We start from the raw sequence: 23216 nt of genomic DNA on the forward strand, positions 1-23216 counted from the left end.
AGACGATGACATGCCTGATCCAAAACCGACCATCCATACCGATCTCGTGCGCCGGTTGATCGCCGCGCAATTTCCGCAATGGCGGCATCTGCCGGTGAGGCCGGTGGCGTTTGGCGGCTGGGACAACCGAACCTTCCACCTCGGCAATGATATGACTGTGCGGCTGCCGAGTGCCGCACCATATGCCTTGCAGGTCGAAAAAGAGCACCGCTGGCTGCCCAGGCTGGCGCCGCTTCTGCCGCTGCCGATCCCGGTTCCACTGGCGATGGGCGAGCCTGGGGAGGACTACCCCTGGCAATGGTCCGTCTACCGCTGGATCGACGGCGAAACAGCCAAGACCGCCGAAATCGCCGATCGCCGACAGTTCGCGGTCGATCTGGCCAAGTTCCTCATTGCGCTCCGGCGGATCGATCCGGCGGGCGGGCCGCCCGCGGGCCAGCACAATTTCTTCCGCGGCGGATCGCTGAGCGTGTATGACAACCAGACAAGGGAAGCACTCCAGGCGCTGGAGGGGCAGATCGACACCCAGGCGGCCACCGCTGTCTGGTATGCGGCCCTTGCCGCCACCTGGCAAGGGTCGCCCGTCTGGTTCCACGGAGACGTCGCTTGGGGCAACCTTCTGGTCCAAAACGGCCGTTTGAGCGCCGTCATCGACTTCGGCACCTCCGGGATCGGCGATCCCTCTTGCGACCTGGCGATCGCCTGGACGTTCTTCCAGGGCGAGAGCCGGGAGGCGTTCCGTGCCGCCATCGACGTCGATGAAGCGACCTGGGCGCGCGGCCGCGGCTGGACGCTGTGGAAGGCGCTGATCACCGTTGCCGGACACGACGCCAACCAAGCCGAAGCCGAGCGATCGCGCCGCGTCATCGACGACGTCCTGGCCGATCACCGGAAATTCGCGTGATCGGAGCCTTTCGACGATGTGCGGAGATCCAATGTCAGCACAGATCGCACGCGGTGCGCCAAAATCTTGATTTCGCCATGCAACCGGTGACAAGCTCCTGCCATGGAATGGCGCGACGAGGGAATCATACTCGGCACCCGGAAGCATGGCGAAACCAGCGCCATTCTCGAGGTAATGACGCGTGCGCATGGCCGCCATCTCGGCCTGGTGCGCGGCGGGCGCTCGCGCAAGCAGCAGCCGGTGCTGCAGCCCGGCAACCGCGTCGACCTTTTGTGGCGGGCACGCCTCGACGAGCATCTCGGCACCTTCCAGGCCGAGGCGATCGAGATGAATGCCGCCCGGTTGATGGACAGCGCAGTCGCCGTCTACGGCCTGCAGACCATGGCCGCGCATCTCAGACTCCTGCCCGAGCGCGACGCCCATGGCGGCCTGTATGAGACGCTTGCCGTGATGATCGCCCATCTGGACGATTCGGATGCCGCCGGGGAACTGGTGGCGCGCTTCGAACTGCTCATCCTCGACGAACTCGGCTTCGGCCTCGATCTCAGCCAGTGCGCGGCGACCGGCGCCAGGCAGGATCTGGCCTATGTCTCGCCGAAATCCGGCCGTGCGGTGTCGCGAGCCGCCGGTGCGCCGTGGCGCGACAAGATGCTGGCGCTGCCGGCCTTCCTGCAGCGCGGCTCCGGCTTGCGGGCGGACCACGCGGCACTCGAGGACGCCTTCCATCTGACCGGTTTCTTTTTCACCCGCCATGTCTACGAGCCGCGCGGCATTGAACAGCCCGATGCCCGTGCCGGCTTCCTCGCCGCCTTGCGCAAGCATCATTCGGGCGGCAATGCCGCCACTACGGCAGACGCTGCGCCAGAAAGGGGAGGGAGACTCGGTGGGTGCTGACCTCCGCAACCGTCCAGGTTCACAGCAAAAGCTGCATGCGGCAGCATTCCCTCCCCCTTGTGGGGAGGGTTAGGGTGGGGGTACTCGTAGGGCAAGAGCCTCAGCCGGCCTTGCGATGCTCCATGAAATCATCGAGGATGGCGCGCTGACCGCCGAGGATCTTGAGGCTGGCCTCCGCGAAGGAAAACCAGCCGGCCCTGTCGATTTCGGGAAATTCCCTCGTCACGCCTGACCTGGGCGGCCATTCCATCGTGAACATGTTGCTTTTAACGGCATCGGGATCGAAATCGGCTTCGACACTCCAGGCGATGACGATCTTGCCGCCGGCTTGCCGATAGCTGCCGACAGGCTCGAAATCACCCTCGATGCTGACTCCGAGTTCTTCCCCAGCCTCGCGCCGGGCGGCGGCCAACTCATCTTCATTGTCCTCGACGAGGCCCTTGGGGATCGACCAAGCGCCTTCATCCTTCCTTGCCCAGAATGGGCCGCCGGGATGGACGAGCAGAAATTCGAGAATGCCGGCCCTTGTCCGGTGGATCAGCAGCCCTGCACTTCGTTTCGGCATTCGATTTCCCCACAGTTCATCCGAGGATAGCATGGCTCCTGGGCAAGTGGCGGCGGCATGCCATTCCTGGCTATCTCAGATGATGGGTGAGGATAAAGACCGTAGGCCGCTGGAATTTGCCGACGAAACATGCTCGATAACTTCTTTTCGGCCACCATTGCGGTGGCGTGACTTGAATAGCCGTCTGGGGTGGCCGTGTGGCCGCCGCAATTGTCAGTGAAAACTGGCCTGGTTTGGGGGAACCGCCATGTTTGAAAGCCTGATTGGCGCCGTCGTCGTTATCGTGCTTTTTGTCCTCGTCTTGCGCCAGCAGGGCCGTGTCAGTCTGATCGAGCGCGAGCTCGGAGCGCTGCGCAGCCTGGTTCTGTCCGGCGTGCATGCGACACCGCCCGTTGCCAAACCGGTCGAGCAGGTTGCAAGCGCACCGGCGGATGCCGCTCAGGCCACCGCACCAGTTGCCGACATAGCTTCGCCAACAACAGCCGACGCGGCACATGCCCAGGCACCGGCCGCCGAAGCCGATGCGGCCACCAGCGAGGCCGTGCCAGAACTGTCGGCCGCGGCCAAGGCGGCATTCACCGGATCCGCGCCTGCCGCCACGGCGAAGGCAGCCCGCCAGTCAGAGGTCGAAACGGCGCTCGGCACCCGTTGGGCGGTCTGGGTCGGCGGCGTCGCGCTGGCCCTGGGCGGCCTGTTCCTGATCCGCTACACCATCGAGGCCGGCATTTTCGGCCCTGAAGTGCGGCTGTCCCTGGCGGCGCTGCTCGGCCTGGTGCTGATCGGCGGCGGCGAGTTCATCCGCCGCACCGGCTTCAAGGTGCCGGTGCAAGGGGCTGCAGGCGCCTATATTCCGGCGATCCTGACGGCTGCCGGCGCCTTCATCCTGTTCGGTACGGTCTATGCCGCGCATGCCATTTACGGTTTCGTCGGGCCGGCCTTCGCCTTCACCGTGCTCGGCGCCATCGGCGTGGCGACCATTGTCGCCGCCCTCGTCCACGGCCAGGCCCTGGCCGGCATCGGTCTCGTCGGCTCGATGGCGACGCCGGCGCTTGTGTCCTCGCAGGCGCCCAACCCATGGGCGCTGTTCGTCTACCTGGCGATCGTGCTTGCCGCTACAGCCGTGATCGCCCGCATTCGCGACTGGAAATTCCTGATTGCGGCGGCCTTCTTCGGCACCGGCGCCTGGACCATCGTCTACATGATGAGCACGCTAGTCGCCGACCTTGCCGTCATCCTGTTCATCGACGCGGTGACGCTGGCGGTGCTTGCCTTTGTCTGGCTGGGCACACGTGACAGCGAAGCGGAGACGGCGAAGACCGGCTTCGACTGGCCCTCGATCGTGCCAGGCGTTTTCGTTGCGTTTTCAGCGCTAGGCCTGTCCGTCGACACGACGCTGGTCGCCGCCGGTGGCGCCTTGCCGGGCGCCTTCGTCCTCGTCGCCCTTGTCGCCACCGCACTCTACCGGCCGCGCGCGCTGCCGCTGCTGCATGCCGCCGGCGTGGTGAGCGTGATGATCCATCTCGGCATCATTCCGCCCACCACCATCGGCTCCGACATAACCCAGGGGAATATCGGCTTTGACGGCATGCCGGTGGCGGCCGGAAATCCGTTGACGCTGCGCATCGGCATTGGCCTCGGCCTGGTCTTCATCGGCGCCGGCTTCTGGGCCGCACGCCGCTTCGCCGCCTCAGCACGGGTCCGCGCGGCATGCTGGGCGGCATGGGGCGTCGCTGCGCCGCTGCTTATTCTGCTGACGCTGTGGCTTGCCTACGGCAATCTCGACCGCGACCTTGTCTACGCGGCGATAGCTGCCCTTCTGGTCGTCGTCTTCGCCGCCGGCGGCGAATGGATTGCGCGCGCCGAACAGCCGCCGCTCAAGGGCGACGTCGCCGTCTCCTTCGCGCTTTGCGGCTCGGCTCTGGCCGGGCTCCTGATGCTGCACATGGCCTTCGGTTCCGGCTGGACCACGTTGCTTGCCGGCGTTGCCGCCATCGTGCCGGCGCTGGCGACGCGTTGGCGTTCTTATCCCGTGCTCGGCTGGATTTCGGTCGGCGCGGTCGTCGCCGTGCTCGGCCGCGTCGCCTTCGATCCGACCATCGTCGGCGCCGAGTTCCTGACGACGACGCCGGTGTTCAACTGGCTGCTGCCGGGATACGGCGTACCGGCGCTGGCCTTCGGCTTTGCCGCCTGGCAACTCGCGCGTACCACCCCCGCACTACCAACAACTGGCAATGGCCGGCCGCGCCTTGCGATGGAGGCGGGTGCAGCCCTGTTTGCGCTGCTCACCGTCGCCATGCTGGTGCGCCACGCCATGCATGGCGGCGTCATCGACACCGGCCCGGTGACGCTCGCCGAACAGGCGATCTATACGCTGATCGCCATCGGCGCCGGCGCGATACTGGTGGCCATCGACATGCGCTCGCCAAGCTCTGTGCTGCGCTATGGCTCGATGGCTGCCGGCGTGCTCTCGGTCGCCTTCATCGTCCTCCAGCATTTCCTGGTGCTCAATCCGCTGTTCACCGACGAATCGACCGGCCAGATCCCGGTGTTCAACCTCTTGTTCCTGGCTTATCTCCTGCCGGCCATCGCTGCCGGCGGGCTGGCGCTCTATGCCAGGGACAAGCGGCCGCCATGGTATGCGCAGATGCTGGCGGTGGTGGCGGCATTGCTTGTCTTCGCCTACGCCACACTGTCGGTCAGGCGCGTGTTCAAGGGCGAGTTCATCGGCCTGTGGAGCGGCCTCGGCCAGCTCGAGACCTACACCTATTCGGCGCTCTGGCTGATCATCGGCGTCGTGCTGCTGACCGCCGGCGTCTGGCTGAAGTCGCAGGTGCTGCGCATTGCCTCGGCGGCGCTGATCGCGATTGCCGTGGTAAAAGTCTTCCTGTTCGACATGTCGGAACTGGAAGGCGTGCTCAGGGCGCTGTCGTTCATCGGTCTTGGCGCCGTGCTGATCGGCATCGGCCTGTTCTACCAGCGGCTGCTGACGCGGGCGGCGAGGGAGGCCAACGCTGCAACTTGAAGTGATATACGAGGTGGAATAAATGAATATCCAACGGAGGATATTCAATGCCGCTCTATATCCGCGACGACGAAGTGGATGCGCTGGCCAGCAGATTGCAACGCGAGACGAACGCTCCGAGCAAAACGGAGGCGGTGAGGGTCGCGCTCGTGCACGAACTTGAGCGCAATCGAGCGAAGGTGCTGCTGCGCGATCGGATCGCCAGTCTTCAGGACAGGGCCAGGAAGCTTGGCCTGCCCAATCCCGACTTCGATATGAAGAAGTTCACCGACGAGCTGTGGGAAGACTGATGTTTGTCGACGCGTCGGTGATCGTCGCCATTCTCAACCAGGAACCTGGGTGGGAGGAATTGCTGAAGCAGCTATCCGGTTTTTCCGGGCAGGTCTGGGTTTCTCCGTTGGTTCACTTCGAAGCAACACAGGCATTGGCAAGGGCCGGCGCCGGCCCGCGCAGACCCAGCGCTGAAGCCCTTCTCCATGCCCGCGATCTGATCGATGAGTTCATTGTTGAGATCATGGGAGAGAGTCTGGCCATTGACGACAACATCGGCTCTCGGGCCATTGACGCGAGCGCCCGTTACGGCAAAGCCGTTGGCCACAAGGCGGATCTGAATCTCGGGGACTGTTTTGCTTACGCCTGCGCGAAAAGCCGCGATCTTCCACTGCTGTACAAAGGCCATGATTTCGCACTGACCGATTTAGGATAATTCGGCCCTTTTGTTGATTGCGGGGAATAATTTAGCCGATCAACTCGTTATCTCACTGCTTGGGTGACCGGGGCGGCAGACCGCTTCGCGCTGGCCGCTTGCGCCGCGCCGGGAAGGCGCGTTCAATCGGGTTAAACAAGGGCGACCTCAGAACCAGCGGTCATGGACGAAAAGAAGGCAGCAATCCTTGGCGAAATACCGCGCCTGCGCCGCTACGCACGCTCGCTTCTGCGCGACCGCGAATCCGCTGACGATCTCGTCCAGGATTGCCTCGAACGAGCGCTCTTGCGGCTTGAAAGCTGGCAGACGGGAGAAAGCCCCCGGAGGTGGCTGTTTACGATCATGCATCATTTGTTCATCGATCAGATGCGCAAGGTGAACCGGCGCGGTGAGGCAGCGATCCTGCCGCTTGACGCAAACGAGGCGCAGGCAGTCCCCGCCGAGCAGGCGGAGAACGCCGCCTCGCGCGAGATCATCGACGCATTGCAGGCGATCAGCCCCGACCGTCGCGCCGCTCTCGTCATGGTCGCCATCGAAGGGTTTTCCTATGCCGAAGCCGCCAACATTCTCGGCGTGCCCGCCGGCACGCTGATGTCGCGCATAGCGCGCGGACGCGAGGAGCTGCGCAGCCTGCTCGATGACACGGCGCGCCGCCGCTCGATAAGGATCGTCGAGAAATGACCCGCCGCGATTTTTCCGAACGCGATATCCACATGGCTCTCGACGGCGAGCTGCCGGGCGACGAGCGCGCCGCCTACGACGCCTGGATCGACGCCAATCCCGAAATGAAGGCGAAAAGCGCCCGCTACACCGCCGACCGCGCCGCGTTGCGCGCCGCCTTTGCCGGTGTGCTCGACGAGCCCGTGCCGGTGCTGTTCAAGCAGATCGTTAGCGGTGAAGGCGCGACCAAAGCGGCGGCGCGGCAGTCGCGCTGGTGGCTTGCGGCCGCGGCGGCCGCAGTGCTCGTCATCGGCGGTCTTGGCGGCTATTTTGCCGGCATCGACGGCATCGGCAGGGAAGATGGCGCCGATGACCAACTGGCCGAAGAGGCGATCGCCGCCCATGTCATCTATGCCGCCGAACAGCGCCATGCGGTGGAAGTGCCGGCAAGCGACAAGGATCACCTGCAGACCTGGCTGTCCAACCGCGTCGGCCTGAAACTGGTGGCGCCGGATCTGGTGGCGGAAGGCTTCCAGCTGGTTGGCGGCCGGCTGCTGCCCGCCGGCCAGGGCAAGGCAGCGATGCTGCTTTACGAGGACGCCAAGGGTCAGCGCATCTCCTTGTTCGTTACCGCTGATTCCTCAGCCAAGTCCAAGGGCACCTACATGGCGGACGCCGACGGCCCCGAGGCGGTCTACTGGCTGGACAAGGGCTATGCCTGCGCCGTCGTCGGCTCGCTGCCGCGCGAGCAACTGGCTGCGGTCGCCAAGCGGGCCTACGGTCAGCTTCTGGCTGGTATCGCCAGTTAAGCGCATTCCGTTTCGGGAATGCGCCGGGGTAGAAAGTGTCACAATTCGGCCCTATTCGAAGTGCGATAGCGCTTGATGGATATCGGCGTTTCGGCTGATGTTTGCGACGTTTTTGACTGCGGTCTTTTCCTCCACCCAATCGAGGTTTTCCAAACCCGCATGCCTGCCGAGATTCGCAAGGCCCGCGCGTCCGACGTCGATGACCTCGCCGCCATCGAGAAGGCGGTCTTTTCCAGTGACCGCATTTCCCGGCGCTCCTTCCGCTTGTTGATCGAACGCGAGACAGCCGAGATGCTGGTCGCCGAAAGCGATGGTCGTGTCGCCGGCTACGCCATCGTGCTGTTTCGCAAGGGCAGCGGCGTCGCCCGGCTCTATTCGCTTGCCACCAGCCCGTTTTTCAGCGGCCGCGGCATTGGCCGCATGCTGCTTGCAGCGGCCGAAGAAGCTGCCTTCGAGCACGACCGCATGATGTTGCGTCTCGAAGTGCGCGAGGACAATCTTCGCGCCATTGGCATCTATGAGCAGAGCGGCTACCGCAAGATCGGTCGCGAGCCTCACTATTACGAGGATGGCGCCACCGCGCTGCGCTACGAAAAGACCTTGCGCGGCGATATTCCGGTCGCCACCAAAGTCCCATTCTACCAGCAGACCTGCGAGTTCACCTGCGGTCCATGCTGCCTGATGATGGCGATGGCCAATTTCGATTCCGGCTTCGTGCCCGATCCGGTCATGGAAATCCGCCTATGGCGCGAGGCAACGACCGTGTTCATGATGTCCGGCCCAGGCGGCTGCGAGCCCTTCGGCCTTGCGGTTGCCGGCTACGAAAGCGGGCTTGCGGCGGAAATCTTCGTGTCCTTCTATGGCGCGCTGTTCTTGCAATCGGTGCGCAGCGACGACAAGCGCCGGGTGATGGAACTTGCCCAGGTGGACTTTCGCCGCCGCGCGGAACTTTACGGCATCCCGGTGAATTACCGTCCATTCACCATCGACGATATCCGCGGCGCCCTGGCTCAGGGAAAACTGGTGCTGGTGCTGATCAGCGGCTTCCTGATGTTCGGCAAGAAGGTGCCGCATTGGGTGCTGGCTATCGGCGACGATGGCGACCACATCCTGATCCACGATCCCTGGGTCGAGGACGAAAGACAGGAGACCATCCTCGATGCCGCCAACATTCCCGTGCCGCACGGCATCTTCATGAACATGGCGCAATTCGGCCGCGACGGACTGCGTGCTGCCATCACTCTTGGGAAACGCTGATAACAATGACCTGGGTCATCCTCACCGGCCGTCAGAACGATCTCGACCCGGCGGCGACGCCGCACAAGATCATCACCAACCGTGACTATCTTGCGCATCCGGCGCTGTTTCGCGGCCAGCAGCCGAAGGTCATCAACCTGTCGAACAATTACGCCTACCAGAGCCGCGGCTATTATGCCTCTCTGCTCGCCGGTTCGCGCGGCCACAAGGTCATCCCGACGGTCGAGACGATGATCGACCTGTCCGAGCGCAAGCTCTACGAGCACGCGCTGCCGGAACTGGAGCTGGCGCTCAACAAATGTCGCAAGGATCTCGGTGGCGTATTCCCGCAAAAAATCTGCATCTTCTTCGGCATCGGACCGTCGAAGGTCTGGGACCGCTTCGCCAAGCTGTTGTTCGACTGGTTCCGCGCTCCGGCGCTTGAGGTTCACATCAAGGACAGCGCCGAATGGGCTTCGATCCGCAAGATCGGCTTCCTGCCGCTGGCCAGGATGGCCGAGGAGGAAGAAGCCCTCTTCGTGCAGGCGCTCGAGACGTACACCAACCGCGAGTGGCGCGACACCAAGGGCCGCACGCCGGCACGCTACACCTTCGCCACGCTGGTCGATCCGCATGAGGAACTGCCGCCGTCGGAGATTTCCTCGCTGCGTTACTGGGCCAAGATCGCCGAAAAGATGGGCGTCGAAATCGAGCCGATCACCAGGAAGGACCTGGCCAAGCTCGCCAATTACGACGCGCTGTTCATCCGCGAGACCACCTCGATCTCAAACCACACCTACCGCTTCGCGCGCCGCGCCCAGCAGGAAGGCATGCCGGTGATAGACGACCCGCTGTCGATGATCCGCTGCACCAACAAAGTCTATCTCAACGAACTGATGGCCTACAACAAGGTGCCGGTGCCGCCGACGGTGATGATAGCCGGCACCTCGGACCTCGAACTGGCGGCGCAGACGCTGGGCTTTCCGCTGGTGCTGAAGATCCCGGATTCATCGTTCTCGCGCGGCGTCAAGAAATGCGGCAACTTCGAGGAACTGAAGACGCTCGCCACCGAGTGGCTGGAGGATTCCGATCTCCTGATCGCGCAGAAATTCATCCCGACCGAATATGACTGGCGCGTCGGCGTGCTCGGCGGGCAGCCGCTGTTTGCCGTGCATTATCTGATGGCGAAAAAACACTGGCAGATCGTCAACCACAAGGCCAGCGGCAAGCCCGACCAGGGCGGCATCAAGACCTTCACGCTGAAAGAGACGCCGCCGCATGTCGTCGACACCGCGGTGAAGGCGGCGCGCTGCATCGGCGACGGGCTTTACGGCGTCGATCTCAAGGAAACCAAGGATGGCGTCTTCGTCATCGAGGTCAACGACAACCCGAACCTCGACCATGGCTGGGAGGATTCCGGCGAAAAGGACGAAGTCTGGGTGCGGCTGACGCAATGGTTCCTGGAGCGGCTGGACCGTCCCGGGCGTTAGTTTGCCGTCCCGGGCGGCAATTCAACCGAGGGGGAAAAATGCAGTTCATCGTCATCGAGGATTTCACCGGCTGCGACCGCAAGGAGATCTACCGCCGTTTCGGCGAGCGCGGCAGATTGAAGCCGGACGCGCTTGTCGTGCACCACTCCTGGATCGCGGCTGATATGAGCCGCTGCTTCCTGCTGGTCGAGGCCGATGACGTCACGCTGCTGCAGCGCTGGGTCATCGAATGGTCTGACCTGGTGGAGTTCGAGATCATTCCCGTGGCGACGAACAAGGACATGGTCGCCGCACTGGCCGGCCATCTCTGAGCAGTTCGGTCCATCAGCCGAGCACCGGCGAACCCACCGACCGCCGGCATTCCTCAATCAGCCAATTGCGAAACGCCGCCACCAGGTCGCGCCTTGCACTGCGTTCCGGGATCGTCAGGCAATATGGCTGACGCAGCGCGATCGATAGGGCATTCGCCCGGACCAAACGGCCGTCTTCCAGCGCCCCGGCGCAATAAATGCCTTGCGCCAGCGCCACGCCCAGCCCTGAAATGGCAAGGTCGAGCGCTGCCCGCGACGAGTTCGCCGACAGGCCGCGCTGCACTGCGCGGCCGGGTTCTATGCCCGCCGCCTCGAACCAGGTGCGCCAAGACGGAAACGACGCGCCGGTCGGTCCCCAGTCGGTGTGAATCAGTGGCAGGCCGGCGAGGCTGTCGGTTTTGGCGGTGAGTTCTGGCGCGCAGACGGGGTAGACGGCGTCCCTGACAATGTCTTCGGTCGGGTGTTCACGATAGTGCGGGCCGAAGGACAGCCGGATGTCGATCAGTTCGCGGTCGAACGGCACCGGATCGTCATCGCCGCGCAGGGATATGTCGACGGCGCCGTGGCTGGCCACAAAGCCGGCGAGGCGTTCGGAAAGCCAGCCCATCGCCATGGACGGCGGCACCGATACGACAAGCCGCGGGCGGAAGGCATCGCTGCCACGCGCGATGCTGCCGATCTCCCGAAAAGCCAGGGTCAGCCGGGGCAGCATCTCGACGCCGGCTTCCGTCAGCACCACGCGGCGGTTGACGCGATGGAACAGTTTTCGACCCATCTGCTCCTCGACGGTGCGAATGAGCTGGCTGACCGCAGCCGCCGAGATCGAGAGCTCATCCGCCGCTGCGGCGAAACTCCCCGAGCGCGCCGCCGCCTCGAAGGCTTGAAGTCCTCTCAGGGAAGGAAGCGCGGTCATTGGGTGATCCGATAGGTAAGGTCAGCTTATCTGTGTCGCAGAAATCCTCGTCTTTCGAAAGCTTTCTTATTCGAGTAGCTTGGCGCCATGGCCGTATCGGCCCAGTTTGAACCCAGAGACCATCGCGACGTCGTCGCGTCTCTGACCAATGAGCAGCGCAGCCGCCTGACCGGCAAGTCGGACGGGCCGGGTCTGGTCCAACTCGCCTTCCATCTCGGCGCGATTGTGGCTATCGGCGGGCTGATTGCGGCCAAGGTGTCGTACTGGCCGCTGTTGATGTTGCCGCAAGGCATTCTTATCGTCTTCCTGTTCACGCTGCTGCATGAGACGGTGCACAGGACGGCGTTCGAGACGCAGTGGCTCAACGATGCCGCCGCAAGGGTCTGCAGCCTGGCGATCGCGCTGCCCGCCGACTGGTTTCGCTATTTCCACTTCGCCCATCACCGTTTCACCCAGGATCCAGAGACCGATCCGGAACTCGCCTTCCCGAAACCGGAGACGATGCGGCAATACATCGTCCACGTCTCGGGCCTGCCGGTGTGGTGGGGGCATTTGCAGACACTCTACACCAACGCGATTGGCGGCTGCCACGACAGCTACGTGCCGCCGAAAGGCCTGCCCAAGGTGCGCACTGAAGCCCGCGCCATGATCGCTTTCTATGTCGTGGTCGCCGCGCTAGCCCTGTGGTTCGAGGCAAGTGTACTGCTCTATGTCTGGATCGTGCCGGCGCTGCTCGGCCAGCCCTTCCTCAGGCTCTATCTGCTGGCCGAGCATGGCCGCTGCCCGCTTGTCGCCAACATGCTGGAAAACACCCGCACCACGCTGACCAACTGGCTGGTGCGCAAAGTCGCCTGGAACATGCCGTATCACGCCGAGCACCACGCCAATCCCGGCGTGCCCTTCCATCAGCTGCCGGCCTTCCACCAGCTGATCGAGCGCCATCTCAAAGTCGTCGAACCCGGCTATGTCAGCTTCCACGAGAAATACGTCGAGACCTTGCGCTGAGGCGCTCGGCCGTCAGCGTAGCGTCTGCTCAACGAGCGTGACGAAATAGCGGAGCACGGTGGGGACGATGGCGTCGTTGAAGACATAGCGATCGCCGTGCAGCCCTTCGCCCAGTCTGACCGCTCCTGCGCCGACCCAGGCATAGCAGCCGCCGGCTTCGCGGACCATGTAGGCAAAATCCTCGCAGCCGAGGCTCGGGTTGAATGCGGTCTCGACCTGCTCGCGGCCGGCAACCGCGGTTGCCGCCTGGACGGCCCGGTCAGTGGCAGCCGACGTGTTGACCAGCGGCGGGTAGCCTTTCTTGTAGGCGAGCTTGGCGGTGAGTGCATGCGCCGAGGCAATGCCTTGCGCGATGTCGCCGATCAGCCTTTCGCAATGGTCCGACAAAGTTGGCTCGAAGAAGCGGCAGGTTCCCTGCAGCCAGACCTTGCCCGGCACGATGTTGCCGACATTGCCGCCATGGATCTGGGTGATCGAAACGACCAGCGCCATTTGCGGGTCGACCGAACGGCTGACGATGCGCTGCACGGCTTGAACGAAGGCGCCGGCCGCGAGCACGGGATCGTCGCCTAGCTGCGGCATGGCGGCATGCGCGCCGGTCCCCTCAAAGTTCAGTTCGAAAGTGTCGACGGCCGCCATCATCGACCCGGCACGGGCCGCGATCTTTCCGAGCGGCAGCCCCGGCCAGTTGTGGACGGCGTAGACGGCTTCCACGGGGAAGCGCTCGAACAGTCCGTCCTCGATCATCCGCATGGCGCCGCCTTCATTTTCTTCCGCCGGCTGGAAGATGAAACAGACGGTGCCGTCGAAGGCTCTGTTGTCGGCGAGCAGCTTGGCGGCGCCGAGCAGCATCGCGATGTGCCCGTCGTGGCCGCAGGCATGCATCACGCCGTCTTTCTTCGACGCATATGGCAATCCTGTCTTCTCCAGCACGGGCAAGGCATCGAGTTCAGCCCGAAGCCCGATGGCGCGCACGCCTGGTCGTCCTCTGAGGACGCCAACCACGCCGGTGCCGCCTTTGCCTTCATGAACCTCGTCGAGCCCGAAGGTGCGCAGCTTGTCGGCGACGAAGCGCGCGGTCTCATACTCTTGGAAACCGAGTTCGGGGTTGGCGTGGATGTGACGCCGCCATTCCACCACCTGCGGGGTGAGGGCGGCGATGGGGTCGTTGTGCAGCATTGCGCTCTCCTTGCCGGCTATCGTAAATTCGGCCTTGTCGATGCCAGCACGTAAAGGATTTGCGCCGGCAGCGTCTTGAACAGGATTGACCGTGTCTGGAATTCAACAGCCTCAGGAGACGACGCAGTTCTGGCGTCATCCGCGCTTTCGCGATCTTGGCATGCTCAAGGCGCGCTTCACGCGGCATCGCTACCAGCTGCACACGCACCCGACCTATGTCGTCGCCCTGATCACGCAAGGGTGCGAGCGGGTCCGCATCGGCAACGAGACTGTCCTCGCGCGGTCGGGCACGGTTCTGCTCGTCAATCCGGAGATATGGCATGACGGCGAGGCGGGTGCCGACCAGGGTTGGGCTTACCGCACCTTCTATCCGTCGGCCTCGCTCATGGGTGCGATCGCGGACGAACTCGGGCAGGATCGCCCGCCGTTGTTTTCGCAAGCGATCGTCGATGATGCCGATCTCGTCCAGGCAGTAGGCGTCGCGCACTTGGCTTCGACATCGGGTGATGCCACGAGCGCCGAAACATCCATGCTGATCGCCTTGCGCAAGCTCATCCTGCGCCATGGCGATTGGGGCGGCCGGCGGCGCGAGGCGGTCGAAAGCTTCGGATCGAAAAGCCGGCTCCGGGTCTATGAACAGGTCATCGAAGACCATCTGAACTCGGACCTCGATTTGCAGCGGCTCGCTGAAGCCGCAGGCGTGACGCGCTTTCAAGTTATCCGCGATTTCAGGAAAGTGCTGGGTCTCACCCCTGCTGCCTTCATCCGTGACCGCAGGCTGCGCCGTGCCGATCTGCTGATCCGGCAAGGTTCAGATCTCGCCGGTGCCGCCTTTGCGGCCGGCTTCTCCGACCAAAGCCATCTCTCGCGCACCTTCCGCGCCGCGCATGGAATGACGCCGGGGATGTTCAGGCGCGCCGGGACGCTGCCCTCGTCTTGAGAAGTCGAGCCATGTCGGCGGCCTTTGACGGCATGCCGATCAGAAAGCCCTGCACCTCGACGCAGCCAGCCTTGCGCAATACGTCGAGCTGCGCTTCGGTCTCGACGCCTTCGGCGGTGACGGTGATGCCAAGTTCGGCACCAAGCCCGATGATCGTGCGCACGATCGCCGCCGTGTCCTTGTTGTCGATATCGTGGATGAAGGAGCGGTCGATCTTGATCTTGTCGACGGGAAAACGCCTGAGATAGCCGAGCGACGAATAGCCGGTGCCGAAATCGTCGAGCGCGATGCGGATACCGAGTTCGCGCAGCTGCCTCAGCGTCTTCAGCACCGTCTCGCTCTCATCCATCAGCACGGTCTCGGTGATTTCCAGTTCGAGCCGGCTGGCCGGCACGCCGGAAACGGCCAGCGCCGAAATCACGCTGCGGGCAAAGTCGGCGCTTCTGATCTGCACTGCCGAGACATTGACGGCGATGCGCATTCCAGGCGGCCAGCCGGCGGCCACGCTGCAGGCCTGTTTCAGCGCCCATTCGCCCAGCGGAACGATCAGCCCGCTGTCTTCGGCGGCCGCGATGAAATCGTCGGGCGCCACCAGGCCGCGCGTCGGTGAATTCCACCGCATCAACGCTTCGGCGCCGACGATCTTGCCCGACGCGATGTTGGTGATCGGCTGGAACTCCAGCACGAACTCCCGCCGTTTCAGTGCCGTCTCGAGATCGGTTTCGAGCGCCAGGCGCGCCCGCACCAAGGCATCCATGCCGGGCTCGAAAAAGCGGTAGACGTTGCGGCCTTCGCTCTTGCCGCTGTAAAGCGCCATGTCGGCGTTCTTCAAAAGCGTGTCGGCGTCCTTGCCGTCACCGGGATACAGCGCGATGCCAAGGCTGATGCCGACATGCATGTCGCGGCCCTTGTCGCGAAACGGCTGGCTGACGACAGCGACGATGCGTTTTGCCAGTTGTTCCGCATCGGTGGCGCCTTTGGGATTGAACTGCAGGATGGCGAACTCGTCGCCACCGAGGCGGGCGACCACATCGGTGTCGCTGCGCAGGCTGTGCCGCAACCGCTCCGCCACGCATTTCAGCAGCCAGTCACCGGCCGGGTGTCCCCAGGTGTCGTTAACGGCCTTGAAGCGATCGAGGTCGAGCGAGAAGATCGCCAACGGTGTATCGCCGGCCATCGCCTGGTCGAGCCGTTCGCGAAACATCGAGCGGTTGGGCAGGTCGGTCAGCGTGTCGTAATGGGCAAGGTGGCTCATGCGCTCTTCGGCGCGCCGGCGCTCGGTGATGTCTTCGAAGGTCGCCACCCAGCCGCCACCGGCAAGCGGCCGGCGCGCAACCAGCAGCGTTCGGCCATCGGCAAGGCTGCGGTCTGTCGAACGCTCCTCACCGGCCTGCAGGCTGGCTCTGGTGTTGGCGATCTCGCCGTCAATGTCCATCGACGGATAGATGCGCAGTCGCACCATCTGTTCGAGCAGGGCGCGCTGGCTCATGCCGAGCGGGAAGTCGTCAGGCGTGACCTTGTAGAGGTCGAGGAAGCGCTGGTTGCGCACGATCAGCGTGCCTTCGGCGTCGTACATCAACAGGCCTTGCGACATGTTGGCGAGCGCCGCATCGAAGCGGCGGTGCTGCTCCTTCAGTTCCTGCTCGGCCCGCCTTTGCTCCGTAATGTCCTCATAGATCGACACCCAGCCGCCTGAGGCCAGCGGCCGGTGCGTGATGGAAACGATACGTCCGTCCGACAGTATTTCCTCGTAGGTCGAGGCTTGCGCGCGCTCGATATAGGGCTTGCGGATGGCATACAGGTCTTCGGCGCTCTGTGAGGCGACACCGATGTCGACGCTGTGCTTTAGAATGTCCAGGAACGCGATGCCGGGCCGCACGATCTTCGCGTCGAGGGAGAAGATGCTGATATAGTTGCCGTTGCAGATGATCATCCGCTCGTCGGCGTCGAACATGCACAGCCCGTGCGACATATTCTCGACGGCCGCCGAAAAGCGCTCGTTCTGGTGGCGCAGTTCGTCGGCGATCTGCCGTGGCGCGGCGACGCCTCCGGCTCCCCGTCTGCGGACGGGCGAACCACCCTTGACGTGCGCAACGGACATGAGGCGTGCCTGCTGACCGTGATCGAAACCCGGTACTGTGGTTACCGCTGGTTAATTTAGCGTATGTTCACTGCGCCGAATGCACGGCAACCGTTGCCTGGCGTTGCTTTTCAAGCGTTGCGTAGCGTTTGAGGAAGGCAGCTTGCGCCGAGGTCACCGAGTGCGGCTTAAAGTCGAAGCGGTCGGCATTGAACCCGCGCGGCCGGCCGAAGAACTCGGTTGCTTCCGCGGTCGAGAAACCGGCAAGCAGCGTCGCCTCGTAATAGGCGGCGATCTGGTCGGCGCGCTTGATCTCCTTGCGCAAGCCGACGCCGAGTTCGGGCGGCAGCGAAAAGCGCTGATGGATGGCGCGCTGGAGACGCAGCTCACACTCCTTGTAGGAGCCGCCCATTACCGATTTGAACGGCGAGATCATGTCGCCGATGACATATTCCGGCGCGTCATGCAGCAGTGCTGCCAACTGAGCGTTGGCCGAGGCGTCCGGCTGCAACTCGCTGAACAGCGCCTCGACCAGCAGCGAATGCTGGGCAACCGAAAAGGCGTGATCGCCGCGGGTCTGGCCGTTCCAGCGGGCGACGCGGGCAAGCCCGTGGGCGATGTCGGAGATTTCGATGTCGAGCGGCGAGGGGTCGAGCAGGTCGAGCCGCCGTCCCGACAGCATGCGCTGCCACGCGCGCGTTGGCGCTCCGACGCGATCGGCAGCCATCAGGCATCCTCCGCGCCGATGGCTTCCCTGGGAAAGCTGAACTGCGCCCAGGCCGGGATGGCGAGCGAGACGGTGACATCACCGGCCAGTACCGGCTGGCCAGCGTCGAGCGCCGCCTTGACCCGGTCGATGCGGGCAATGGTGAGGCCGGCCGTGCCCGCGGTCGAGCCGAGCGTGCCGACCGGCCGCCCCGCAACCGTCAGCTCCGAGCCCGGCGCGGGCAAGGCATGGTCGGCCGAAACGATCAGCACGCGCCGCCTGGCGGTGCCGCGATGCTGCATGCGCGAGACCACTTCCTGGCCGACATAGCAGCCTTTCTTGAAGCCGACGCCGCCGGTCTCGTCGAGCAGCACGTCTTGAGGGAAGGCATCGCCGAGCTGATAATCGGAACCGCTTTCGGCAATGCCGTTGGCGATGCGGAGCGCCTGCCACGCAGCCGGGTCGCCACCTACGGATGCGCCGCCATAGGAGCGGCTCACAGCCACCTCGCGGAAGCGGGCATCGGCAAGTACCGTTGAATCAGACTGTGAAGCGCTTGAATCATCGCCCCACGCAACCGTCACAAGCACTTGATCCTGCCTGGCAATCTCGGCCTTGGCGCGCAGCTTGTAAAGCATCAGCCGGCGCAGGAAATCGTCTGCGATGTCGGCACGGCAATCCAGCCGGAATGCGTTCTCGCCGCTACGCGAGATCAGGAAATCGAACAGGATCTTGCCTTGCGGCGAAAGCAGCGCACCTGGCTTTGCCGCGTCGACGGCCAGCGTGTCGAGGTCGGTGGTGAGGATATTCTGCAAAAAATGCTCGGCATCCGGGCCTGACACGGAAATGAGGGCGCGGTCTTTGAACAGGGCAAAAGGCATGGGCGGCAAAGAACCTGATCTTGCAAAACAGTCGGCCTTTACGTAAGCCGACGATACTCCCCCCGCAAGAGACCGAACGCCCATGGCCACCACCTACGACCTCATCCTGACAGGCGGCACTGTGGTCAACCATGATGGCGAAGCCGCGCGCGATGTCGGCGTTAGGGGTGGTCGCATCGTCGCAGTAGGCGATCTTCGCCAAGCTTCGGCCGGCGAAGCGATCGACTGTCGCGGGCTGCACGTCCTGCCAGGCGTCGTCGACAGTCAGGTGCATTTTCGCGAGCCGGGGCTGGAGCACAAGGAAGATCTGGAGACGGGCTCGCGCGCGGCTGTGCTGGGCGGGGTCACCGCCGTCTTCGAAATGCCCAACACCAATCCGCTGACCACCAGCGAGGCGGCGCTTGCCGACAAGGTGCGCCGCGCCACCAGCCGGATGCATTGCGACTTCGCCTTCTGGGTTGGCGGCACGCGCGAGAATGCCGATGATGTCGGTGAGCTCGAGCGGCTGCCGGGTGCTGCCGGGATAAAGGTGTTCATGGGCTCGTCCACCGGCGACCTGCTAGTCGAGGACGACGAGGGTGTCGCATCGATCCTGCGCAACACCCGCCGCCGTGCCGCCTTTCACTCGGAGGACGAGTTCCGGCTGCGCGAGCGCCTGGGCCTGCGCGTCGAGGGCGACCCGTCATCGCATCCCGTCTGGCGCGATGAGATCGCGGCGCTTCGCTGTACCGAGCGGCTGGTGCGCATCGCGCGAAACACCCGCGCCCGCATCCATGTGCTGCATATCTCCACTGCCGAGGAAATCATCTTCCTCCAACAGCACAAGGATGTCGCCACCTGCGAGGCGACGCCGCACCATTTGACACTCGCCGCCGACGACTATGCGCGGCTGGGCACGCTGATCCAGATGAATCCCCCGGTTCGCGCGGCCCGCCATCGCGACGGCGTCTGGCACGGCATTGCGCAAGGCATCATTGACGTGCTGGGCTCCGATCACGCCCCGCACACGCCGGCCGAGAAGGCAAAGCCCTATCCGGCCTCGCCGTCCGGCATGACCGGGGTGCAGACGCTGGTGCCGATCATGCTCGACCATGTCAATTCAGGCCTGCTGACCCTGCAGCGCTTCGTCGACCTCTCCAGCCACGGCCCGCAGCGCATCTTCGGCATGGCCAGGAAAGGCCGCATCGCCGCCGGCTACGATGCCGATTTCACCATTGTCGACCTCCAGCGGCGCGAGACCATCACCAATGCGCAAGCCGGCTCCAGGGCCGGCTGGACGCCCTATGACGGCAAGGAAGTCACCGGCTGGCCGATCGGCACCATCGTGCGCGGTCGTCGCGTGATGTGGGAAGGCGAGATCGTCACGCCCGGGCAGGGCAGGCCGGTAGAGTTTTCCGAGGCGCTGCCGGCTTAGCGGTTTCTTGCTGCGTTGGATTTTTTAAGCGCTATCCACTACGTTAAGGGCATTATGAACGCAGATATCGCGCCCATGATTGTCCCTGCGGAGTTTCCGGAGCTCCAGGCGCTCGCCTGGAACCGCGATGCGGCACGCCCGATTCCGGCCGAAGAGGCATTTGCGCTGTATGAGCGTAATTGGCGGTTTGTCGATCAAAAGCGTCTTACTGTGCGTGAGAAGATGCTTATCCAAAGTTTGGCAGACAAATTCGGTCACGGCGTGCTCTTGACCGCCGGCTGATTTCCCTCACCTGATCGTTCCTCGCAGCCGGAATATCAACAGGACACACCGCGAGCGTCATGATGGAATTCAAGAGGCCCGAGCACCAGATCATTGCCGAAGCGCTCGGGTTGATGGATCGCCATTTCCTGACCGCAAACCAGTGCTGGTTCGGCGGTGGCACTGCGATCGTTATGAAATTCGGGGAATATCGCCGCTCACTGGATGTGGACTTCCTGTGTGCCGACAGTGATGGCTATCGCGAATTGCGGACCTCCGCAGCCGAACGTGGCGTCAGAGCATTCTTTCCTGAGCCGGTCGAGGCTGTTCGGGACTTCCAGATCGATCAATATGGCTTGCGGACGATCGTGCGGTTGAAAGGCCAAACGATCAAGTTTGAAGTCATCCGCGAAGGCCGCATAAAACTGCGAGGCCATTTCGACGACGATCTGAATATATCCGCCCTGGTCCCGGCGGATATGTTTGCCGAGAAGTTGCTGGCGAACGCGGATCGATGTCAGGACCGTGCAATTGCATATCGCGATGCCATCGATCTTGGAGTGCTGGTTGGCATCTATAAGGAAATCCCGAGCGACGCTGTTGGCAAGGCGAAGGCGGCCTATGGCGTGGATATCGAGCGCAAGGTGGCTTGGGTGGTAAACAGGCTGCGGGACAAGGAAGAATTGCGGCATGCCGCCGAGGTGCTGCAAATGGATCCCAACGCGGCGGTCGAAGCGATTTCGGCCCTTCGAAATGAAGGTATCCGCATATGGCCTGACACAGGCCTCGAGCTCTCTAGCCCTAGCCAGTAGCCATCCCAGGGGAATCGCCGTTCAATCCCCGGCGACGAAGAATGTCCACTGCCCGGCCGGCGTGATGCCGACGCGGTAGAAGATGTAGGCGCCGAACTGCTTCATGTCGTCATAGTCGCCGGCGGTGACGATCTTGAACAGTTCGACCCGCTGTCTGGCGTTGAGCTTGTCCAGCGGCAGGGCGAAGAAATACGGCCAGACATAGAGTTCCTGCGGTGTGCCGACGTCTACATGGACATAGCCGGCATTGAGCACCTCTTCCAGGATAGCGAGGATTTCCTGACCTTCCTTGTCGCCCGATAGCCCTTTCAGGAACGCGATCGGGTCGCCCTCGATTTCGCCCAGCGACAATTGGGTCATGGTGTCGCCCTTGCCGATCAGCGGCCGCAGCTTCTCGATGTCGCCGCTGACGCAGGCCTCGACCATCAGATCGCGCATGCGCCTGACGGGCTCCGGCAATTTGGAAAGGTCGTAGACGACTTCGGGCACCGGCGCTTCTGGATCGGCACGCGGGTTGGCCACGCCGCCATCGTTGGCGGGGGCCTCCGGTTGGCTTTGTCCGGGCTCCGTGGGCGATTTCGGCTGGCTGGCCGCCGGTGGCGCCGTGCCGGGCAGATCGGGCATTGGCACTGAATTTTCAGACGGCGCCGTCTCACCATTGGCTGGTGGCCCGGCAGGAACTGGAAGCTCCTCGCGCTTGATCTCGCTCAACGCGTAGGCAGGGTTGCTGGTCAGGACAAACGCCAGCGGACCCGCGGCGCAGGAAGCGGCAAGCCAGATGCTGAGGGCCACGCCGCGAGGCCGGCCTGACATCGAAAAATTCACCGCTTGCCTCTCCTCGGGCCTAGGCTCTTCAGGCATGATGCCCAAACGACTCGCCGTCGTCAAAGAACCGGTAAGCTGGCAGTGCACCCTCTGAGACGCGCGACGCCTAGTGCCGAAACCGCTCCGGCTCGAAGGCGCCGGCGATCACCTTTTCACGCATGCGATCGAGCAGGGCAAGGGCCGAGGTTTCGCCATTGGCTCGCAGCATCTCGCCGAACGCGGTTTCAAGCGCTGCCTCGGCGATGATCTCAGGTTCTATGCCGGCCGACAGACCTTCCGCCCAGGCCTCGCTATGGCTTTCCACCGCGGTCAGGCGCTTTTCTTCCCTGACCAGCGCGTCGATGTCGTTGACGCCATGTTCCATTTGCGATGTCCACCTTTTCAAGCGGCGGTCCGACGGGTCGGATCCGGCTTGGGCTGCCCCTATCTCACGCAGGCTAATTAAGTATCTGTAAATACGACATTTTTTTGATCATCTTTACAAACTTCGTCGCCTGCGTTCGGTCCGATTCAAACTTAGCCGATTAGACCGGTGAGCGGGATGAAAACCTTCAGTTTGAGTTAATTCCGCATTCGCGCGCTAACGTTTCGTTAATACTGTTGCGCAAGTGCAACACCAAGATTGCATCAACGTGCCGTGGATACAAGGCGGGTGCTCGAAAAGGCGTAGCTAAACGCCGTCTGGCGCTCGTCAGTTGCCGTAACGCGAGGCGATGTCGCGCGACAGCGTCTCGCCTTCCTTCATGTAGCGGCTGATGGCTTCGGTCGCTGACGGCGTGCATTGGGTATAGGTGCCGTCGAAGGAACGGTAACCGCGGTTGAAGCTGGCGATGAAGCGGGCACGCCGCTCCGGATCGGGATTTTCCGAATCGATCAGCTTTTCCATCTCGGTGCGCCACTGGTCGCCCTTTTCGCCGCACAGATTGCGCAGGAAATGCAGCGACCCCAGCACCTCGGCCAGTCGCATCAGCCCGGGCTCGAACGGCGACTCGGCGGCCAGCGCCGGCTGCACGGCAAAAGCCGTGGCGGTGGCGATGCATGCGGCAAGGAACAGCGAGGCGCGGGTCATAAGTCTATCTGACGAAACATTTTGTCGCCTGCAAGGCGATTCTCGGAGCGGCAGATATGGGCCTGCTTCAGGCCAAAAGCTCTTCAGCCACCTCCATGACGTCACCCGCGAGCGGCAGCGTCGCCATTTCATCAAGACTATAGAAGGCGGCGGTCTCGGCATCGTCGCTGGCCGTCGCTTCGCCGCCGGCATAAACGGCGCCGAACACGGTCAGCAGATAGTCGACCGGGTGATTCTCGCCGCTGCCGTCGATGTGGATGTCGCGAAGCGGACGATAGTCCTGCGCCCGCAGCCCGGTTTCCTCCAGCAATTCGCGCACTGCTGCTTCTTGCAGCGTCTCGCCGGGCTCGACCTTGCCGCCGGGAAAGGCATAAAGCCCCTGCGACGGCGGCCGCGCCCGTTTGACCAGCAGCACCGTCCTGCCGCGCACGACGGCGACCGAGACTGCGGGAAGTGTCTTGCGCTGCTCGTTCATCGATATCGATTCGCTTATGTGAGGCCCACCCTGTGGACCGGCTGGCAGCGAGCAGCTTT

Annotated in this window: 25 protein-coding genes; 15 read left to right on the forward strand and 10 right to left on the reverse strand. The window is 63.5% G+C overall.

The window, feature by feature from the left end:
- The first annotated feature begins 10 nt into the window (after window positions 1-10).
- Window positions 11-904, forward strand: a complete 894-nt coding sequence (locus NLY36_RS26435; RefSeq protein WP_023735514.1) for an aminoglycoside phosphotransferase family protein — start codon at window positions 11-13, stop codon at window positions 902-904.
- A gap of 102 nt (window positions 905-1006) precedes the next feature.
- A complete protein-coding gene (gene recO / locus NLY36_RS26440; protein WP_023692858.1) occupies window positions 1007-1798 on the forward strand; it encodes a DNA repair protein RecO in 792 nt (263 codons plus the stop codon).
- Between the two features lie 100 nt (window positions 1799-1898).
- Here recO and NLY36_RS26445 read toward each other — a convergent pair whose 3' ends face one another.
- On the reverse strand, window positions 1899-2363 hold the full coding sequence (locus NLY36_RS26445) for an NUDIX hydrolase (RefSeq protein ID WP_023687287.1): 465 nt from the start codon (window positions 2361-2363) through the stop codon (window positions 1899-1901).
- Window positions 2364-2610: 247 nt separating this feature from the next.
- On the opposite strand from NLY36_RS26445, the gene NLY36_RS26450 reads away from it, so the two are divergent.
- The 8 genes from NLY36_RS26450 (at window position 2611) to NLY36_RS26485 (ending at window position 10597) form a co-directional block, all read left to right on the forward strand.
- Window positions 2611-5385, forward strand: a complete 2775-nt coding sequence (locus NLY36_RS26450) for a DUF2339 domain-containing protein (RefSeq protein WP_023735513.1) — start codon at window positions 2611-2613, stop codon at window positions 5383-5385.
- 47 nt (window positions 5386-5432) lie between these two features.
- On the forward strand, window positions 5433-5675 hold the full coding sequence (locus NLY36_RS26455) for a type II toxin-antitoxin system VapB family antitoxin (protein ID WP_023735512.1): 243 nt from the start codon (window positions 5433-5435) through the stop codon (window positions 5673-5675).
- Entirely contained in the window at window positions 5675-6091 is a 417-nt protein-coding gene (locus NLY36_RS26460; RefSeq protein ID WP_023692861.1) for a type II toxin-antitoxin system VapC family toxin, read from the forward strand. Before NLY36_RS26455 ends, NLY36_RS26460 begins: the two co-directional genes overlap by 1 nt.
- Before the next feature lie 162 nt (window positions 6092-6253).
- A complete protein-coding gene (locus tag NLY36_RS26465) occupies window positions 6254-6772 on the forward strand; it encodes an RNA polymerase sigma factor (RefSeq protein WP_023670250.1) in 519 nt (172 codons plus the stop codon).
- Window positions 6769-7560 carry an anti-sigma factor family protein gene (locus NLY36_RS26470; RefSeq protein ID WP_023687291.1) on the forward strand — a complete coding sequence of 264 codons (792 nt, stop codon included), beginning with the start codon at window positions 6769-6771 and terminating at the stop codon, window positions 7558-7560. The genes NLY36_RS26465 and NLY36_RS26470 overlap by 4 nt, the downstream gene beginning before the upstream one ends.
- A gap of 159 nt (window positions 7561-7719) precedes the next feature.
- A complete protein-coding gene (locus NLY36_RS26475; protein ID WP_023735511.1) occupies window positions 7720-8817 on the forward strand; it encodes a peptidase C39 family protein in 1098 nt (365 codons plus the stop codon).
- 5 nt (window positions 8818-8822) lie between these two features.
- Window positions 8823-10286, forward strand: a complete 1464-nt coding sequence (locus tag NLY36_RS26480; protein ID WP_023692866.1) for a RimK family ATP-grasp domain-containing protein — start codon at window positions 8823-8825, stop codon at window positions 10284-10286.
- 38 nt (window positions 10287-10324) lie between these two features.
- Entirely contained in the window at window positions 10325-10597 is a 273-nt protein-coding gene (locus tag NLY36_RS26485) for a DUF3303 domain-containing protein (protein ID WP_023670254.1), read from the forward strand.
- A 13-nt stretch (window positions 10598-10610) separates the two neighbouring features.
- On the opposite strand, the gene NLY36_RS26490 is transcribed toward NLY36_RS26485, so the two are convergent.
- Window positions 10611-11510 (reverse strand): LysR substrate-binding domain-containing protein, encoded by a 900-nt coding sequence (locus NLY36_RS26490; RefSeq protein WP_023735510.1) that lies wholly within the window; start codon window positions 11508-11510, stop codon window positions 10611-10613.
- Between the two features lie 87 nt (window positions 11511-11597).
- Here NLY36_RS26490 and NLY36_RS26495 point away from each other — a divergent pair, with 87 nt between their 5' ends.
- Window positions 11598-12515 (forward strand): fatty acid desaturase family protein, encoded by a 918-nt coding sequence (locus NLY36_RS26495; protein ID WP_023735509.1) that lies wholly within the window; start codon window positions 11598-11600, stop codon window positions 12513-12515.
- Window positions 12516-12527: 12 nt separating this feature from the next.
- On the opposite strand, the gene NLY36_RS26500 is transcribed toward NLY36_RS26495, so the two are convergent.
- Window positions 12528-13694 carry an amidohydrolase gene (locus NLY36_RS26500; RefSeq protein WP_023735508.1) on the reverse strand — a complete coding sequence of 389 codons (1167 nt, stop codon included), beginning with the start codon at window positions 13692-13694 and terminating at the stop codon, window positions 12528-12530.
- Window positions 13695-13785: 91 nt separating this feature from the next.
- Here NLY36_RS26500 and NLY36_RS26505 point away from each other — a divergent pair, with 91 nt between their 5' ends.
- Entirely contained in the window at window positions 13786-14634 is an 849-nt protein-coding gene (locus NLY36_RS26505) for an AraC family transcriptional regulator (protein ID WP_031194164.1), read from the forward strand.
- Here the strand turns inward: NLY36_RS26505 and NLY36_RS26510 are convergent.
- From NLY36_RS26510 to ygfZ, 3 genes are all read right to left on the reverse strand, one after another.
- Window positions 14603-16735 (reverse strand): putative bifunctional diguanylate cyclase/phosphodiesterase, encoded by a 2133-nt coding sequence (locus tag NLY36_RS26510; RefSeq protein ID WP_023735507.1) that lies wholly within the window; start codon window positions 16733-16735, stop codon window positions 14603-14605. The two genes, NLY36_RS26505 and NLY36_RS26510, sit on opposite strands and share 32 nt — an antisense overlap.
- 67 nt (window positions 16736-16802) lie before the next feature.
- The gene (locus tag NLY36_RS26515; protein ID WP_023735506.1) at window positions 16803-17441 is read right to left on the reverse strand and encodes an HD domain-containing protein; all 639 of its coding nucleotides are present in this window, start codon (window positions 17439-17441) and stop codon (window positions 16803-16805) included.
- Window positions 17441-18301 (reverse strand): CAF17-like 4Fe-4S cluster assembly/insertion protein YgfZ, encoded by an 861-nt coding sequence (gene ygfZ, locus NLY36_RS26520; RefSeq protein ID WP_023735505.1) that lies wholly within the window; start codon window positions 18299-18301, stop codon window positions 17441-17443. The genes NLY36_RS26515 and ygfZ overlap by 1 nt, the downstream gene beginning before the upstream one ends.
- Window positions 18302-18383: 82 nt before the next feature.
- Between ygfZ and NLY36_RS26525 the strand changes: the two genes are divergently transcribed.
- The 3 genes from NLY36_RS26525 to NLY36_RS26535 all read left to right on the forward strand — a co-directional run bounded on the left by NLY36_RS26525 (window position 18384) and on the right by NLY36_RS26535 (window position 20788).
- Window positions 18384-19715, forward strand: a complete 1332-nt coding sequence (locus tag NLY36_RS26525) for a dihydroorotase (RefSeq protein WP_023698668.1) — start codon at window positions 18384-18386, stop codon at window positions 19713-19715.
- Window positions 19716-19769: 54 nt separating this feature from the next.
- Window positions 19770-19997: a hypothetical protein gene (locus NLY36_RS26530; protein ID WP_027049982.1), complete on the forward strand. Its 228-nt coding sequence runs from the start codon at window positions 19770-19772 to the stop codon at window positions 19995-19997.
- A 62-nt stretch (window positions 19998-20059) separates the two neighbouring features.
- Complete coding sequence (locus NLY36_RS26535; RefSeq protein ID WP_023735504.1) at window positions 20060-20788, forward strand: nucleotidyl transferase AbiEii/AbiGii toxin family protein; 729 nt, start codon at window positions 20060-20062, stop codon at window positions 20786-20788.
- 21 nt (window positions 20789-20809) lie between these two features.
- Here NLY36_RS26535 and NLY36_RS26540 read toward each other — a convergent pair whose 3' ends face one another.
- From NLY36_RS26540 to NLY36_RS26555, 4 genes are all read right to left on the reverse strand, one after another.
- Window positions 20810-21613, reverse strand: coding sequence for a hypothetical protein (locus NLY36_RS26540; RefSeq protein ID WP_023735503.1), 804 nt, complete (start codon window positions 21611-21613; stop codon window positions 20810-20812).
- Window positions 21614-21719: 106 nt separating this feature from the next.
- The gene (locus NLY36_RS26545) at window positions 21720-21977 is read right to left on the reverse strand and encodes a hypothetical protein (RefSeq protein WP_023673564.1); all 258 of its coding nucleotides are present in this window, start codon (window positions 21975-21977) and stop codon (window positions 21720-21722) included.
- 327 nt (window positions 21978-22304) lie between these two features.
- The gene (locus NLY36_RS26550) at window positions 22305-22682 is read right to left on the reverse strand and encodes a TIGR02301 family protein (protein ID WP_023735502.1); all 378 of its coding nucleotides are present in this window, start codon (window positions 22680-22682) and stop codon (window positions 22305-22307) included.
- 67 nt (window positions 22683-22749) lie between these two features.
- Window positions 22750-23157 (reverse strand): NUDIX hydrolase, encoded by a 408-nt coding sequence (locus NLY36_RS26555; RefSeq protein ID WP_023698665.1) that lies wholly within the window; start codon window positions 23155-23157, stop codon window positions 22750-22752.
- Window positions 23158-23216: the final 59 nt, after the last annotated feature.

The sequence above is a fragment of the Mesorhizobium sp. C399B genome (assembly GCF_030323185.1).
Classification (GTDB): Bacteria; Pseudomonadota; Alphaproteobacteria; order Rhizobiales; family Rhizobiaceae; genus Mesorhizobium.

Excerpts from the sequence above, each read along its gene's own strand:
- NLY36_RS26435 (WP_023735514.1), top strand. The coding sequence starts at position 11 with ATGCCTGATCCAAAACCGACCATCCATACCGATCTCGTGCGCCGGTTG.
- recO (WP_023692858.1), top strand. The coding sequence starts at position 1,007 with ATGGAATGGCGCGACGAGGGAATCATACTCGGCACCCGGAAGCATGGC.
- NLY36_RS26445 (WP_023687287.1), bottom strand. The coding sequence starts at position 2,363 with ATGCCGAAACGAAGTGCAGGGCTGCTGATCCACCGGACAAGGGCCGGC.
- NLY36_RS26450 (WP_023735513.1), top strand. The coding sequence starts at position 2,611 with ATGTTTGAAAGCCTGATTGGCGCCGTCGTCGTTATCGTGCTTTTTGTC.
- NLY36_RS26455 (WP_023735512.1), top strand. The coding sequence starts at position 5,433 with ATGCCGCTCTATATCCGCGACGACGAAGTGGATGCGCTGGCCAGCAGA.
- NLY36_RS26460 (WP_023692861.1), top strand. The coding sequence starts at position 5,675 with ATGTTTGTCGACGCGTCGGTGATCGTCGCCATTCTCAACCAGGAACCT.
- NLY36_RS26465 (WP_023670250.1), top strand. The coding sequence starts at position 6,254 with ATGGACGAAAAGAAGGCAGCAATCCTTGGCGAAATACCGCGCCTGCGC.
- NLY36_RS26470 (WP_023687291.1), top strand. The coding sequence starts at position 6,769 with ATGACCCGCCGCGATTTTTCCGAACGCGATATCCACATGGCTCTCGAC.
- NLY36_RS26475 (WP_023735511.1), top strand. The coding sequence starts at position 7,720 with ATGCCTGCCGAGATTCGCAAGGCCCGCGCGTCCGACGTCGATGACCTC.
- NLY36_RS26480 (WP_023692866.1), top strand. The coding sequence starts at position 8,823 with ATGACCTGGGTCATCCTCACCGGCCGTCAGAACGATCTCGACCCGGCG.
- NLY36_RS26485 (WP_023670254.1), top strand. The coding sequence starts at position 10,325 with ATGCAGTTCATCGTCATCGAGGATTTCACCGGCTGCGACCGCAAGGAG.
- NLY36_RS26490 (WP_023735510.1), bottom strand. The coding sequence starts at position 11,510 with ATGACCGCGCTTCCTTCCCTGAGAGGACTTCAAGCCTTCGAGGCGGCG.
- NLY36_RS26495 (WP_023735509.1), top strand. The coding sequence starts at position 11,598 with ATGGCCGTATCGGCCCAGTTTGAACCCAGAGACCATCGCGACGTCGTC.
- NLY36_RS26500 (WP_023735508.1), bottom strand. The coding sequence starts at position 13,694 with ATGCTGCACAACGACCCCATCGCCGCCCTCACCCCGCAGGTGGTGGAA.
- NLY36_RS26510 (WP_023735507.1), bottom strand. The coding sequence starts at position 16,735 with ATGTCCGTTGCGCACGTCAAGGGTGGTTCGCCCGTCCGCAGACGGGGA.
- NLY36_RS26515 (WP_023735506.1), bottom strand. The coding sequence starts at position 17,441 with ATGGCTGCCGATCGCGTCGGAGCGCCAACGCGCGCGTGGCAGCGCATG.
- ygfZ (WP_023735505.1), bottom strand. The coding sequence starts at position 18,301 with ATGCCTTTTGCCCTGTTCAAAGACCGCGCCCTCATTTCCGTGTCAGGC.
- NLY36_RS26525 (WP_023698668.1), top strand. The coding sequence starts at position 18,384 with ATGGCCACCACCTACGACCTCATCCTGACAGGCGGCACTGTGGTCAAC.
- NLY36_RS26530 (WP_027049982.1), top strand. The coding sequence starts at position 19,770 with ATGAACGCAGATATCGCGCCCATGATTGTCCCTGCGGAGTTTCCGGAG.
- NLY36_RS26535 (WP_023735504.1), top strand. The coding sequence starts at position 20,060 with ATGGAATTCAAGAGGCCCGAGCACCAGATCATTGCCGAAGCGCTCGGG.
- NLY36_RS26545 (WP_023673564.1), bottom strand. The coding sequence starts at position 21,977 with ATGGAACATGGCGTCAACGACATCGACGCGCTGGTCAGGGAAGAAAAG.
- NLY36_RS26550 (WP_023735502.1), bottom strand. The coding sequence starts at position 22,682 with ATGACCCGCGCCTCGCTGTTCCTTGCCGCATGCATCGCCACCGCCACG.
- NLY36_RS26555 (WP_023698665.1), bottom strand. The coding sequence starts at position 23,157 with ATGAACGAGCAGCGCAAGACACTTCCCGCAGTCTCGGTCGCCGTCGTG.